The organism is Massilia sp. GCM10023247 (assembly GCF_042653325.1).
Lineage (GTDB): Bacteria > Pseudomonadota > Gammaproteobacteria > Burkholderiales > Burkholderiaceae_D > Telluria.
Genome location: NZ_JBHSIB010000022.1, coordinates 178618 through 193016, shown reverse-complemented (window position 1 = coordinate 193016; position 14399 = coordinate 178618). Strand labels below are relative to the sequence as shown.

Here is a 14399-nt window from a genome sequence, read left to right as displayed (position 1 = left end):
CAGGCCCCCGATCAAGGCCCGTGCTGGAGATGCTGGCGCACCAGGTCGGCGACCGAACCGACGTTCAGCTTCTCCATCATGCGTCCCTTGTGTACCTCGACGGTACGGGTGCTGATGCCCAGGTCGAGGGCAATTTCACGATTGTGGCGCCCTGCCACGACCAGCAGCATCACCTCGCGCTCGCGCGGGGTGAGCGTTGCCTGGCGTTCGATATAGTCCATTTGCGCCCGGGTATTGCGGCGCTTGTCTGTCTGCCTGGAAAAGGCTTCCTCGATCGCACGGATCAACTGCTCTTCCTGGAGCGGCTTCTCGAGGAAATCGACCGCGTTCGAGCGGAACGCGGCCCGTGCCGAATCCACATCCCCATGTCCCGTCACGATCAGCACCGGCAGGTTGCAGCCGCGTTCGAGCAGCACTTTTTGCAGGGTCAGGCCATCCATGCCCGGCATCCGGATATCGAGCACGATGCAGCCGTACAGGTTGGGCGACAGGGTCTGCAGGAAGGCCGCGGCATCGGCAAAGAACGCAGTCCGGTAGCCGTTCAGGCTGAGCATCAGGCCCAGCGCATCGCGCACGGCGGCATCGTCGTCGACGATGAACACGGTGTTTTCGTTGAGCGTACTCATTCGCTTCCCTCCTCGATATGCCATTGTGCCGGCAAGGTGATCTTGAACACGGCGTGCGGACTCGGCTCGACGCTGAGCGTCCCGCCATGGGTCTCGACGATCGCCTTGCTGATCGCCAGGCCCAGCCCCAAGCCGCTCGACTTCATCGATACATACGGCTCGAACAGGCGCGCGCGGACCGGCTCGGCGATGCCCGGCCCATTATCGGCGATCCGGATCCAGACCAGGCCGTCGCCGGCCCCGGCATCGACGCTGATCCGGCGTTCCACCCCTTCCGGCAACTCGGCCAGCGCCTGCAAGGCGTTCGACAGCAGGTTGCGCATCACCACTTCCAGCTGCACCCGGTCTGCCGAGAGCATGGCGTCGGCCGAGCGCTTGAGCTCGAGCTTCACGTTCCCGTCGCGCAATTGCTGGGCGAACGGTTCGATCGAGTCGTCGATCAATTCGGCCAGCGACAGCTGTTCGACGGTGATGGTTCCGCTGCGGAAGAATTCGCGCAAGCGCTTGAGGACGTTCGAGGCGCGCTGCGATTCGGTCGCCATCGATTCGATGGTTTTCTGCAGCAGGGGATCGCCGCCGTTGCGCGCCACCAGCTTGCGGCAGGCGCTGCCGTAGGCGGCAAGCGCGGTCAGCGGCTGGTTCAGTTCGTGCGCCAGGGCGGCCGCCATTTCTCCGGCGGCGGCCAGGCGCAGCGAATGGCGCAGCTCCTCGCTGGCGCGCTGGGCCATGTCGACGGCAATCCCGATCAGGAAGCCCGACAGGGTCAGCGTGAGCACCAGCATCTGCACGTTGTCCATCTGCGCCGGATGGGCGATCGGCCGCAGCGCGGTGACGGTGACGCTGACCTCCAGCACCACGGCGGCCGTCAGCGCGCCGGCCGTGCCCTGGCGCGCCGCGGCCCAGGCCAGCGGCAGGATCAGCAGGTAATACGCCAGTTCCGAGGGCGCCGGCGCCTGCAGGGCAATCGACAGCACCAGCGCGATCAGGGCAGTGTAGGCGGCGGTGTCCCGGTTCAGGACGCGCTGCGCGAACACCGCGCGCAGTTCGCGGTCGAGCAGGAAGGTGGCCACCGGGACGGTCACCAGGATGCCGGCGATGTCGGCGATCGTGTAGCGCGTCAGCGTCTCCATCCAGGGGCCGTGCACGGCGACGTCGGGCCCGTGCAGCACGCTGGCGTACAGCGCCGCGTTCAGGAAGCTGCCCAGGGTGACCGCGGCGGCCCACAGCAGCAGGCCGCGGTGGGTGGCAAAAAAGGCCGTCCCCGGCAAATAGCTGCGCATGAAGAAACCGACGGCGATATACATCGGCAGCGGCAGCAGGCCGACCAGCAGCGACAGGCCGGCATTGGCCGGCAGCGCCGGCGTGATGGTGGCCGCCAGCAGGGCGGCGATCAGGAGCGGCAGCGTGGCGCGGGCGCCGAGCCGGAACACGGCATACGCCGCCAGTCCCGCCGCCGGATGCCAGACCGGCGCGATCGTCTGGTAACGCGCCTCCGGGCCGCTGAGGATATCGCACACCAGATACAAGGCCAGGAAGACACAGCCGTGCCAGATCGACCTGGTCGCACCAAGCTTGTTCATACACTCCTTCGAGCAGCGACAACGATGAGGGGCCGCATCGGCGGCGCGATGGGCGGGACAAAACGGGCAGCGCAAGGGCCGGCGCATCCTACGCATCGGGCGCGCATCTGGCGATTCCTGCGGCCCGGATTGTACACCGCCCAGGCGCATTGTCGCCGCCTGCCGGCCCCGTCGCAAGCTTGCCCGCGCGGGCCGTCAAAGCGCCTGTTTTTTCGGCAGGCCGGCCTGCCGTAAGGGCTTCCCGTAGGGGCGGCGCCGAATAGGCAAGTCATCCGTAATGGCCGATACTTGCCGTTGCACTTCGCTGCCCCGGGGCGCTCCGCCGCTCCGGGCTCAAACCGATCGGGTCACCCGGCCCGGTCCACCTGAATGAGGCTCTCCCATGACTGAAGCAGCAGCCCTGCTGGGCGCCATGAGCATGTGCGTGTTCTGGACCGCCTGGAAGGAAAAGAAGAACGAGAACCCGCGCGACAGCCGTTTCATGACGGTCGCGGCCGTGGTGATGATGGCCGGCGCCGGCGCCTTTGGCCTGGCCGCCCTGTAACTGTCAACAGAACAGCGCGCGCCTGCCGGCACGGCCCATGCGACTCTCTTGTGGAAGGGGATGTCATGTGGTCGACCGTGAAACGTATTCGGAATGTGATGGACCTCACCAAAGATTTCATCAAGGCGAAACAGCCTTGCGCCAGCGGCCTGCGCTGGTTCCTGCGCCACTACGAAAATGGCTCGGATTACCAGCCCCTGCTCGACTCCCTGGTCGACGCCGGGCGCATCGACGACGCCTGCTGGTTGTTGAACCAGTTCGGGCCGACCAATGAAGTGCGCACCGTCGACAGCATCGACGCCCACGCCGTGGTCTTCGCCGGCCACCTCGAAGTGCTCGGCAATATCGACGTCGAAACGGTCCTTCATACGGGGCGCGCGATCAACGCGCGCGGAGCGATCCGCGCCGGCACCACGATCACCTGCGGCGGCGACCTGGTCACCGGCGGCGGCATCCATTGCGGCGGCGCGATCGAGGCCGGCGAAGGCATCAACGCCCAATGGGGCATCGAAGCTGCGGGACCGATCCGCACCCGCGGCGACCTGCGCTGCGGCTGGTCGCTCGTCTGCGGCGACGGCCTGTATGTCGGCGGGAACTGCCAGGCCGGCGCCGACATCGAGGTCGAAGGCCTGCTCGCCTGCACCAAGGGCATCCGGGCCGCGGGCGCGATCACCGGCCGCGACCAGATCCGCGCCGGCCACGGCATCGAATCGGGCGCCGACATCCTGTGCGAAGGCCACCTCGAGGCCAACTGGGGCATCAAGGCGCGCGACAGCATCAGCGCCCAAGGCGCGATCCGGGTCGGCGAGGGCCTGCTTGCCGGAGGCGAGATCCGGGCCGGCGACGGCCATCCGGTATTTGCCGGCTTGAGCGTGCGGGTCGACGCCTGGCAGGCCAGCGCCCAGGTACACGCGCGCACGAAACCGGAGCGCCTGCTGAGCGGCTGGTGGTACGGCACATGACGCCGGCCCTAACGACCTCCAGCCTGGCGGCATGCCTGGCACCGATCCAGGGCCGCTGGCCCGGCCTGGCGCTGCCCTGGACCGACCGGCGCCCGAGCGAGTTGCGGGTCGACGTCGAGCAGAAACCGGAGCAATTGCAGGCGGAGCTCGAGGAGCTGTTCCGGCGCATGATGCGCCAGGGCGACTCGCTCTACGGCTTGCCGGCGCTCGACATCGGGCTGCCGGGCTTCGCCTTCCGTTACCGCGAGGCCGACGGCGAGCATTATGTCTACGTGCAGGACCTGGCGGCCGGCTGCCTGGCCGGCTATACCGTCTTCAACCGCCTGGTCGAACTCGACCGCCGCACCGAGCGCCACCTGCGCGCACCCCACTCGAAATACGCCCCCGGCTACCAGCGCCGCGGCTTCGCCACGGCCATCTACCGCTGGTGGCTCGACGCCGGCAATTGCCTGATCACCGGTGCGCGCCAGTCGGCCGGCGCTCACTCCTTGTGGCGCTCGCTCGGCAGCCGCTACCCGCTGGTGTGCGTGGAACTGCACAACAAGACCCTGCGCTACCTCGGCAACGACGTCGACGCCGACATCCGGGCCGACCTGCACACCCGGCTGGTGCTGGTCGGGGCCGGCTGCACGGCCTGCCATCTCGAAACGCGCCTGCGCCTGCAACTCGGGGACACGGCCTTGTCGGCGCACAGCCACGACTGACAGGCCGCGCCGCACCGGCCGGCGCTAGGCGAAACCCGTAGGGCTTTGGCGAATGGCCAAACTGCAGAGAATGGCCGATACTTTCCGACGTACGGCAGGCACACTACGGGGAGCACGAATGCGGCAAGCGTAACTGCGCTTTAAGGCAAGGCCGCGCCATCGAAAGGAGATCGACACCGAACCGTACCGCATCCGCGGGTCATCGCGAGCACACCGCCGGCATGGCGCACGCGCCTGCCGTTCCATGCCAGACCTGCGCCCGCGACCGGATGCTCCAGTCGCGGCGCCGGCTGGTACTGTCAACGCGCTTGTGAAAAGGAGGGGAGCCTTGTTCTACGGAATCCTAGTAGCGACCAAGTCATCGGACCAATCGGGTCACGCGCCCGAACGCGCCGCCATGCTCGCCGCGGCCTCGACCACCGCCCGCCTCGATGTGTTTTCCGTGATCCCGCCCAAGGGGGAACGGCGCCTCGTGTCGTGGATGCGCAGGAAAAGCGTGCACGAGGAGCGCAGCCTGCAACAGCAAACCATGCATCGCCTGGCGCAGCAATCGTCGCAGCTGCAACGCCTGTTCGGCGTGCACTGCACGGTGGCCTCTGGCATCGGACCGCTCGACATGCAAACCATGGCGCGGGTCCGCGCCACCAGGCCGGACCTGATCGTCGTGGCCGAAGACGCGGACTGGTTTTGCGAATCCCACGGCACCCACGCCGCCGCCATGACGGCCCGCATCAGCGGCCGGCCGGTGCTGGTCGTACGCAGCGCCCCGCGCGGCCAATACACGCGGGTCGGCATCACCGTCGATTTCTCGCACGCCTCCGCGCGCACCCTGCGCACCGTGATGCGCCTGCTGCCGAAAGCGCAACTGACTTACCTGCAGGTGTCCGGCGCCGACCTGGCTCCGGACGGCGCCGAGGCAGGCGGGCAGGGCAGCGCGAATGCCGGCTTCCCCGTGTTTGCCGACCTGATCGACGCAGGGAAGGCCGCGATTCCGGCGCCCAGGCCGGCAGGCACGGCGCCAACGTCCAGTCATGCCGCGCATGCCGAGCCGGACCTGGTCGTGCTGAACGACCGCCAGGAAAGCCTGCTCACGCGGCTGCTGCAAAGGAAGCCGAGCGCCAGGCTCGGCAAAATCAGCCTGAGCGACATACTCGTCGTTCCGACGCTCGAGGCCGGGGTACCGGCCTGATACGCTTTTTCCAATGATGGGTGCCCTGTGCCTGCCTGTGCAGCCGGCCGGGCAGGGCACGTTGACAGGAGGAGTGATGGATCAGCTGACCAGGTATTTCACATCGCGGCTAGTCGGGCACGGCGTCGTCACGGTCGCGCTCGACCAGGACGGCAGGGGCAGCGCCGACATCCGCTGCGGCGAAACGGGTGAGGCACATCGCGCGCGCTATGCGGTCGACCTCGCCAGCCGCCCACTGCCGGCCGCCTCGCGCGAGGATTTATTGTTCCAGGTAGGCCGGCGCGCGATTTCCCAGTTTCAGCAAGAGGTGAGAAAGTTCCGGCCGCGGAGACGCAGCAGCGTGCTGGACCTGTCGATCCTGCCCTGGAATGGGGATTTATATAAAAGCCCACCGCTGGCGGTAATCGGGGGCGCGCTGCCGGTGAATGCGGGGCGACTCTGTGCGTGATGGACACGCCGCCTGAGTGATCAGGCGGCCACAGGCGGTGCCGGCTTGTCGACATTCCTGACAGTTTTCCTGGCGGCGACTTCTCGCATACCCATAACCCGCTGTAATTAAAGGGAGTTTTATTTTGGGTACGCTCCATGCTTGCATTCGCTATGACCTTCAACAGGTCATCGCTGAGCTGATGTCCAGCCTGCCCTTTATATGTCTTTACAGACGAGGAATGCCATGAACATCTTCCGTTCTTTGCGCAAGCTCCTTGCGGTTTGCGCTATCTCTGCTACTACCGGGGCCGGCGCCGCGCCTGTCCTTCTCGTCAATGGCGAAGGCATCCTGACGGGCGCCAACAGTGTCGATATCGCAGGCACACTCTACGACATCAGGTTTTCCGAGGGCTCCTGCAATAGTTTGTTTGGCGGAAACTGTGATCAGCGACTATTTGCGTTCGCAAACGCGGCGGAGGCGTTCGTAGCCGGCCAAGCGTTGCTGGAACAGGTATTCGTCGATAGTCCGGCAGGCCAGTTCGACAGCCGGCCGGACACCATCTTCGGTTGCACGAATCTGCAAAACTGCCATTCATTCATTCCTTTTCAATTCGCCGAAACAGTTGAAATGGACGGTCTCATTGCGATCCAGGATGTCGTGAACAATGCGAGCGGCAGTGACGTGATCAATGAGATGGTGTTCGCGGAAGAGACGCTGGCGAGCGATTTCGATAATTACAATTACGTGTTATTTACGCGCGTTTCGGGTGGCAGCGACATACCCGAACCGGGTTCTGCCGCACTGGTAGGGCTTTCACTGGCAGCATTGGGATGGTCGCGCCGTCGCAAGACCAAGGCATGACGCTCGGATGCCGCGACGGCCGGACCAGCCTGCGGGCCGGACCGTCGTCATCCCATGAACGCTGTTCTTGCGAAGGCGGTCAATTGTCGAGGTCGGCCGTCCAGTCCCCACTCTTGCCCCCATGCTTCTCCAGCACCCGGACGTTGGTCATCACCATCCCCCGATCCGCCGCCTTGCACATGTCGTAAATCGTCAGCAAGCCGACCTGCACGGCCGTCAGCGCCTCCATCTCGACCCCGGTCTTGCCGACAGTTTCCACCTGCGCCCGGCAGTGGACGCTGCTGGCACTCAGCTAAGAAAACCGTTCTCGTCCCACTAGTTGGGACAGAATTGGGACAGGATTTCTCCTGTCTACGTCAAGTTTACGGGCTAACTCTTCAGGGAGCAACCGTACGGTATTTCTATGCATATCAGTTGTGATCGTTTGCGGCGGCATAGCGAAACCTCTACACTGCGAACGTTCTTTGACCCTTGAGCAATCTAAAGTGTTTCGTGCCTACTTCGTGGCAAGTCGCACGAGTGCAGCCCGTCCGCTTTCGGTAACCCACATATCCTCTCTACCGCTGTCACAGGAAACGTACCCCAATTCCTCTGCCTGATCTAGTGCATGATCGAAAAACAGCTTAGAAGTTTTCAACTCACGCTTTACCATCATAATGGGCAGGGCACCGTTCTCGGTCGACCGTTCGTAAAGTTTAGAGATAGCTTCCAAAAGCTGATTCACAGGGGTAGGGATGGATGGCTCGGCTGTTCCAGTCACAACCTTAAATGGGTCCGCTCCCAGTGGCGGTTTAACGAACAGCGGAGCATTAAGAAGCGCCCTAAGAAGCTGGTCCATGCCAGATTCAAATAGATCGTCCGTCGAAAGATCAATGTAGAATTTGGAGGCTAGAAAAGTAGGGAGGTGAACCGTGCCTGCCTGACGGACGATAGGTATAACGCGGTTCGAATCAATACTCTTTAGAAGATCGCCAGTGACGATCATCTTCTCGTATCCTACCCCGCCTTTGCTTCCATTTGCTTTTTCAACATAGCGTTCTGTGCAGATCATCAGGACACGTGAAGCGCGGGCAAGACTCTGCTCCATGAAATGAGGAAGGTCGCTCCCCGGACCTAGGTCCCATTGGTCAAGGATTGCGTCAACACCGCTTGACCGCAAGCGCGTCGCTAAGTCGAGGACCCATTGCTTATGTTCTTGCGAATCATGCGAATAGGAAATAAATACAACTGGTGGGGTCATGCTGGCTCCTAGCGTTACTGGCTTCCTATGATAGCGGTTTTGGACTGTGAACGCTGCCGCATCGGGCGTACTTGGAGGGGCGAGAAGCGTGCAGCCGATTTGGCTACCAAAAAAAAAGATGGGTACACGGCCTAAGACGGAAACGGCTATGGCGGATTAAAAATCATATCTATGGGAGTTCGGGTAAATTGAAAAATCCCATGTTTCGAACTCGGTTGTTAATACGGAAAACTGAGTACGGTAGGAAGGCCATAGGGCTGGCTAAAATAGGAGAAGCACTTTCCCGCACAGGTCAGCCGTTCGGGCCGTGGCGGGGCTGTACAAGGCTCAGGCGGCGGCTTTAATGGCCGTGTAGAGAGTAGCCCGGCTGATGCCGTATTCGGCGGCTAATTCGGTCTTGCTTTCGCCCACTGCGATACGCTTACGGAGCGTTTCGGCTTGGTCGGCGGTGAGCTTTGGATGACGGCCCATGTGCTTCCCAGCTTCGCGGGCTTTGGCTTGGCCTTCGGCCCGGCGTTCGTTAATCATTGCAAGCTCGAAGGCGGAGACAGCGCCTAGCATTGTCAGAAGCATCTGATTCATGGCGTTCGCTTTGTCGCCTGTGAAGGTCAGCCCTTCTTTCTGGAACGTGATAGCTACGCCCTTGTCGGTCAGTTGCTTGACGAGTGCAAGAAGGTCAGCCGTGTTACGTGCGAGGCGGCTGATTTCGTGGACTACTACGGTATCGCCTTTGCGAACGTGGGAAAGCATCGCTTTCAGTGCTGGACGGTCGGTATCGCCACCGCTGCATTTGTCGGTGAAGACCTGATCCAGCATTAGGCCGTCAAGCTGGCGGGCGGTGTTCTGGGAAATCGAACTCACGCGAACGTAACCGACCGTTTGACCACTGCCCATTTCTGCTCCCTATCTGAATATGTAAAATAAGTATATAGAACTTTCTGGAATCCGTCTAGAAAGTCGTTTTGAATACTTATTAGACAGTCACGCACGGGACAAACGATGAGCAAGCGGGCGCGTCTGAAATGTATGCCTTGTTGGACAGCATCCAACTTACGTGCTTCGATTCCCTTAGCATGTGCAGTCGATTGCTAACAGATGTTGATGCTGTGATAATGTAATCTGGAATTTTTGGGGGGCACATGCTTAACGTCGCACGATCAATGCGCGTTCATTGGCGGGTATGGGCTTACCTTGCTTTAACACTTATTACTGTCGGCATCGTGTTTTTCTATCCGCCTCCGGCAACCAACGGGCCTGAGTATGACCGTCATGTAAGGCTGTGGGCATTGACGCTTCAATTATTAGGAACAGCGACTGTCTGGTGGGACCTAACGCATACAGCAGAGGGGTATGGAGCCGGACCATCGTTTCGCAAGGCGTGGGAGAGCATCAAATCCGCACTAGGAATGCGTCCATCCGTACCCGGCCGTGCACTCATTGCAGTTGGAGCCGAAATGAGGATATCGGGAGGGCGTGTCAGTGTTTGGGTGCAACCACAGACAGTCGAGGCACGTTTAGCCAACTTAGAGCAGTTCGTCCGACGGCTCGATAGTGAGCTTGGAACCATTCATGGAACGATAACCCAGCAGAACGATAAACAAACCGCCGACTTGAAACGACTAAACGAAGAATTACATCGTGAAGTCAAGAGGCTGGAAGGCAAACTTCAAGAGGCACTAATTGGTAATTTCGCTACCCTGCACTTTGGCGTTATTTGGTTGGTTGTCGGCATGCTGCTTGCCAGCGCTCCGGTTGAGATTACAAACTTATCCGCATGGTTGGGCCTGTTCAATTTGTTTCAGTAGAGCGCTACATAGATCGGGAAAATGATGTTTATATGTAGCACCTGCATACCTAACAAGCATTTAAGCAAAGTTGTCGATGCTGAGGGATTGGAAGGGCATTGCCTTAATTGCAAGCGTCAGAAACCGAGAGTTTTTGAGATGAAGCAACTGGCCGCCTTGGTCGCTCCTGTCATTCAACAGCATTTCTGGACAAGCGATGACACTTACAGGCTGACTAGGGAAGATTGGGACGCTGAAGCTCCGACAGTGTTTGATCTCGGTGAGATAGTTATGGGGATGATGAATGCCGACATCGATTTCCGAGATGAGCTAGTCGAGGCTATTGTCGAAGGAGAAGATTGCGATATAAAAAATGGGGAAGTGCCCTTTTTTGAGCATGGCGGAGCATACAAGCAAATCCCTGATGAGAAACCCGTCGATTACTTCACTCCCCGATGGAATGATATCGTAGAGGAATTGAAATACAACAGGCGGTTTTTCAGTGAAGCGGTACGTGAGTTCTTCGACGGGATTTTTAGCGGAGTCGAGGACATAATTGCTTTCGAAACGTCCCCGATAAACATTAGGAAAGTTGTCCGCAACGAACCCGAAGGATTTACGGTATACAGAGGGCGCATTATAGATTCAAGTGAGATTGCGAAAGTACAAGGTAATCCATTTAAGGAGGTTGGCCCAACTCCGAAAGAAAAGGCAAGGGCCGGCCGAATGAGTCCAGAAGGCGTAGTAGCACTGTATTGCGCAACAGAGAAGGAAACCGCAATTGCAGAACTTCGACCTGCTATCGGACAAACCTCCGCAGTAATAGCGCTGCGCTTCTCCAAAGAGCTAAGGCTTCTCGATTTTAGACGGCTTGAAAGCGCGTTGGATGACGGGTGGAGTGCGTACTTCGATCCAAGGTACAAACAGAATGCCGATGCCCGAGATTTTCTCCGTAAACTTCATTACCTTATTTCTCAACCAGTGATGCCGGGAAAAGAGGCTGACTACCTGATAACTCAAACTATGGCTGAATACCTCGCACACGTTTATGAGCCAGGATTCGATGGCATTGTGTTTGGCTCATCTCAATTTAAGAAGGGTACGAATATTGTCTTATTCGCTAGGCACGACCCTTTGCTAGATTCTCGGGAATTTCCTGTCGACTATGTTCCCGGCACTTTAAGTTTTCATCGTACTCAAAAAGTCGCCTACACACATCGGGAAATCGGCCGAGATGTACAAGCGTCACTTTGGGAGGATGAGTGACACTTCCAGTTGTAGCGCTTACTATGCTCGTTTGACCGTTGAAGTGACGATCGTTAGCGGTAAGGCAGCATTAAAGCCAGAGTCGATAGAAAATCTCCGGATACTGAGCATTCTTGGCGGTAACTTATTAATGGCTACAAGAAAATACATGAAATACGCACGGTGGGGTATACCTTTTGTTCTTGTTATTGCCGGCTTTCTTTCGTATGCGAAGTGGATTGGGATGTCAATAGAAGCACCCACTACGGCAGGCGACAAAGGCTTGCTTGGAGATAGCTTTGGCGTCCTCAACTCATTGTTCTCTGGGTTAGGATTTGCGGGAGTGGTTTTAACCATCTGGATACAACAAGGTCAAATCAAGCGTCAGGAGCAGGAAAGACTTGACGAGGTAAATGAACGACGGTCCCTGTTTAACTTGGAGGCAGCGCTAGAAGCGACAGAACAAGCACGTATTCTTCTGAGGGACGCTAATAACGACCGGAGAATATGGATCGAAGCAAGTCGTCTTTTAGGTCATGCGAAGGTGCTTGGGGAGGGCGTAACTGTCGATTGCCATCAACGCGTTTTAGAAGCGAATAAGCTTAAATACCGAAGTTTCTTCAGCGATTTACTCGCAAACAAAACAGCCGCATTCTTTTATGGCGTCGATGAGGCGTTAGACATAGACAGCGCTGCACGGGCATCAAGTGCACCAGCACGTAGAGGTGGAGTAATGTCGTTATCGGAGACCCGTCATTTGGAAGAGGCATCGATTTACAGAGTCTGGGAGGCCGCGCAATGGCCGTCAGATTTTGAGGACTCAGTAGGTCCGACTTTCACGCCAGCGGAGGCCGACACTCTCATGTTCGATGCACAGGGGTTACGTGAATATCTTCTCCATAAGGAGCTGTATTACTCGGTAGGCGGAGACCTAAGGGTTCGACGGCCCGTCGTTGCAAATTCCGAGAGCAATTAGCAATGGCAGGACTAGCGCGCAATCGTCGTCGCAAGGTGTAAGAAGCAGCATGTTTAAGTTGTGGAATTGTTGGGATACCCTTGTGGCTTGACGTTCCTTAGCTTGGATAGCGTGTGTCAGACGATTGTGAGTGTAAATAGTAAGCGTAAGTGACCTTACGATACATCTACCAAACAGCCCAATGCGTTACCATTTTGCATCATTACCGAAGGAAATTTATGGCTATTCCCAATCTCTTTTCTCGGCGTCAGCGGTTGGAACGAGGTGAGTTCCCAGACGTGTACCAATACGATTCTGTTCCGGACACCTTCCGCGTGCAGGTATGGCACATGATCGAAGATGCTTTAGGGGAAGAAACCTATGGGCCATCAGCAGTGGAAGAGATACACATGTATGTTGCACGGGAGCTAAAGCGTGGGTACGGCATTAGGGAAATTAGTCGTCGTCACCACGACGGCGCGAAGGCACTGTCCGAATTTTTCTTCGACACAACGTTAGCAGAACAGGCCCTAGACATAATCGAACTTTACTTCCGAATTATCACTGGCCCTTACGTCGCAAGTCAGGATTTTAAGAATCGCACGAAGAACCATCATCTTTCCCCGGAAGAAGCGGTAGAGGATCTGAACCAACTTTTTAAGGAAAGCGGGATTGGATACCAGTTCGAAGACAGCCAACTGATACGGCTAGATTCGGCGTTTCTCCATGCGGAAGCCGTGAGGCCCACCCTGAGAGTGCTTTCTGATGAACGTTTTCAGGGAGCGAACGCAGAATTTTTGACCGCACATGAACACTATCGCCATGGCAGATATGAGGCGTGTTTGGTCGAGTGCTGCAAAGCCTTCGAAAGCACCATGAAGACAATCTGCACCATACGCGAATGGGATTTCAAAGCTTCCGACACCGCAAAAAATCTGATTAACATATGTTTTGCGAAAGGTTTGATACCAAATTATCTAGAGAGCGAAATGAGTTCATTGCGAACGCTTTTTGAAAGCGGAATTCCGACTGTTAGAAATAAGGCCGCTGGACACGGACAAGGTATTGAGCGACGTGTTGTGCCGGGATTCTTAGCGCGATATGTCTTGAACCTTACAGCCACTACAATTTTATTCTTAACCGAGGCAAACGCTTCCGCTGAGCAAGCTTAACAAAAATTTTTACGGCTCTCAGGCGAAGTAAAAATAATAACTGAAAGATGATGATGATCCTCAAAGACGCTTCACGGCGGGCAGCCCTCGCCATACTGATGACACTGCCTATCGCAAGTAGCGCAGCAGTGGCACTGCAAGGCAAGAACTACGTTTGTCGAAACGCTTCATATATGCAGCTTTGGGACTCTGCATCAAGTCAACTCGTCAAGCACCAGATGCTACTTGACGAGAATTGCTGGAAGCCGATGAAAGGCATTCATGTAGAAGTACTAGATCGCATCGGGAAATTCTCGCGTATTCAGTACGCAGGGAATGGGATCGTCGCATATGCTTATAGTAGCGATATAGCGAAAGTGTTGCCTCCGCCGCCAGAACCGGCCAAGACGAACATCGTGCGTACACTCGACAAGGTGAAGCAAGTGAGCAGCTTGACGGAGGACAAAGAAGTTATGCTGATGAAGGGGAAACCCACCGTGAATCTCTACCTAACGCCCAAGGGTGATTCTACCCTAGAGCTAACTGTAGTTAAAGACGTTCTCAAATCCGGCTTTAAGATTCACGCCGAAAATCAGCAAAACGGATCGCTTCAAGTGTCGATACGTCACAAGAAGGATACCCGTGGTTTCGGATCGCCTGATTATGTTGACTTCGAAGTTTTGGAACGAAACGACGGAAAGAAGTACATCGACATTCGCGTTGCGGCGTACTTCAACAAGTTTGACCGCGAACGAAACAAGGATTTTGAGCTAAAGCCAGCTATACTCCGGATTTCAGGTAAGCAATACGAAGAGGCAATAAGACCACATACCCCGAAAGAGTTGGCTAATCCGTTTCGGGACTCAGCCGGTCGAACCACATAAGAATGCGACTTGAACTTGCCACGTGAGTAGTCATTTAGACCGAGCACCAGCGCCATACGCCAACTGTAGTTCGACCATGCTGGCGAACCGGACAAGGCTGTAGGCTTCAACGCCTTGCTTGGTGATGCGGCCTCGAAAGGCGTAGCTATGATGCAATTGCGATGCAAGCGTTAGGGAGTACGACTGCTACCCCATTGTCCCTGCATGAGATGAGATACTCTAGAGCGTGGTACACATGGCTACG

15 protein-coding genes and 1 pseudogene are annotated in these 14399 nt (G+C 57.7%); 11 read left to right on the top strand and 5 right to left on the bottom strand.

The annotated features are described in order from the left end of the window. Positions 1–11: 11 nt before the first annotated feature. Together ACFPAH_RS17655 and ACFPAH_RS17650 are read right to left on the bottom strand one after the other, a co-directional pair. Positions 12–626 carry a response regulator transcription factor gene (locus tag ACFPAH_RS17655; RefSeq protein WP_379747908.1) on the bottom strand — a complete coding sequence of 205 codons (615 nt, stop codon included), beginning with the start codon at positions 624–626 and terminating at the stop codon, positions 12–14. Continuing rightward, the gene (locus ACFPAH_RS17650) at positions 623–2206 is read right to left on the bottom strand and encodes an ATP-binding protein (protein ID WP_379747906.1); all 1584 of its coding nucleotides are present in this window, start codon (positions 2204–2206) and stop codon (positions 623–625) included. Before ACFPAH_RS17650 ends, ACFPAH_RS17655 begins: the two co-directional genes overlap by 4 nt. A 382-nt stretch (positions 2207–2588) precedes the next feature. On the opposite strand from ACFPAH_RS17650, the gene ACFPAH_RS17645 reads away from it, so the two are divergent. From ACFPAH_RS17645 to ACFPAH_RS17620, 6 genes are all read left to right on the top strand, one after another. Further along, positions 2589–2750: a hypothetical protein gene (locus ACFPAH_RS17645; protein ID WP_379747904.1), complete on the top strand. Its 162-nt coding sequence runs from the start codon at positions 2589–2591 to the stop codon at positions 2748–2750. A 98-nt stretch (positions 2751–2848) separates the two neighbouring features. Further along, a complete protein-coding gene (locus tag ACFPAH_RS17640; RefSeq protein ID WP_379747902.1) occupies positions 2849–3712 on the top strand; it encodes a hypothetical protein in 864 nt (287 codons plus the stop codon). Then, positions 3709–4416 (top strand): N-acetyltransferase, encoded by a 708-nt coding sequence (locus ACFPAH_RS17635; protein WP_379747900.1) that lies wholly within the window; start codon positions 3709–3711, stop codon positions 4414–4416. The genes ACFPAH_RS17640 and ACFPAH_RS17635 overlap by 4 nt, the downstream gene beginning before the upstream one ends. A gap of 328 nt (positions 4417–4744) precedes the next feature. Continuing rightward, positions 4745–5605 (top strand): universal stress protein, encoded by an 861-nt coding sequence (locus ACFPAH_RS17630; RefSeq protein ID WP_379747898.1) that lies wholly within the window; start codon positions 4745–4747, stop codon positions 5603–5605. 76 nt (positions 5606–5681) lie between these two features. After that, on the top strand, positions 5682–6053 hold the full coding sequence (locus ACFPAH_RS17625) for a hypothetical protein (RefSeq protein WP_379747896.1): 372 nt from the start codon (positions 5682–5684) through the stop codon (positions 6051–6053). Positions 6054–6278: 225 nt separating this feature from the next. Next, a complete protein-coding gene (locus ACFPAH_RS17620) occupies positions 6279–6896 on the top strand; it encodes a PEP-CTERM sorting domain-containing protein (protein WP_379747894.1) in 618 nt (205 codons plus the stop codon). A gap of 79 nt (positions 6897–6975) precedes the next feature. On the opposite strand, the pseudogene ACFPAH_RS17615 reads toward ACFPAH_RS17620, so the two are convergent. From ACFPAH_RS17615 to ACFPAH_RS17605, 3 genes and pseudogenes are all read right to left on the bottom strand, one after another. Next, positions 6976–7182 (bottom strand): annotated as a pseudogene (locus ACFPAH_RS17615) (cyclic pyranopterin monophosphate synthase MoaC); the annotation flags it as partial. A gap of 210 nt (positions 7183–7392) precedes the next feature. Then, on the bottom strand, positions 7393–8136 hold the full coding sequence (locus ACFPAH_RS17610) for a toll/interleukin-1 receptor domain-containing protein (RefSeq protein ID WP_379747892.1): 744 nt from the start codon (positions 8134–8136) through the stop codon (positions 7393–7395). A 327-nt stretch (positions 8137–8463) separates the two neighbouring features. Then, entirely contained in the window at positions 8464–9030 is a 567-nt protein-coding gene (locus ACFPAH_RS17605) for a recombinase family protein (protein ID WP_379747890.1), read from the bottom strand. Positions 9031–9275: 245 nt separating this feature from the next. Between ACFPAH_RS17605 and ACFPAH_RS17600 the strand changes: the two genes are divergently transcribed. The 5 genes from ACFPAH_RS17600 (at position 9276) to ACFPAH_RS17580 (ending at position 14155) form a co-directional block, all read left to right on the top strand. Further along, on the top strand, positions 9276–9941 hold the full coding sequence (locus ACFPAH_RS17600) for a hypothetical protein (protein ID WP_379747888.1): 666 nt from the start codon (positions 9276–9278) through the stop codon (positions 9939–9941). Positions 9942–10079: 138 nt separating this feature from the next. After that, positions 10080–11186 carry an RES family NAD+ phosphorylase gene (locus tag ACFPAH_RS17595; RefSeq protein ID WP_379747886.1) on the top strand — a complete coding sequence of 369 codons (1107 nt, stop codon included), beginning with the start codon at positions 10080–10082 and terminating at the stop codon, positions 11184–11186. Next, positions 11179–12141, top strand: coding sequence for a hypothetical protein (locus ACFPAH_RS17590; protein WP_379747883.1), 963 nt, complete (start codon positions 11179–11181; stop codon positions 12139–12141). Before ACFPAH_RS17595 ends, ACFPAH_RS17590 begins: the two co-directional genes overlap by 8 nt. A gap of 218 nt (positions 12142–12359) precedes the next feature. Next, the gene (locus ACFPAH_RS17585) at positions 12360–13292 is read left to right on the top strand and encodes an STM4504/CBY_0614 family protein (protein ID WP_379747881.1); all 933 of its coding nucleotides are present in this window, start codon (positions 12360–12362) and stop codon (positions 13290–13292) included. Between the two features lie 47 nt (positions 13293–13339). Continuing rightward, positions 13340–14155 (top strand): hypothetical protein, encoded by an 816-nt coding sequence (locus ACFPAH_RS17580; RefSeq protein ID WP_379747879.1) that lies wholly within the window; start codon positions 13340–13342, stop codon positions 14153–14155. The last annotated feature ends 244 nt before the right edge of the window (positions 14156–14399 follow it).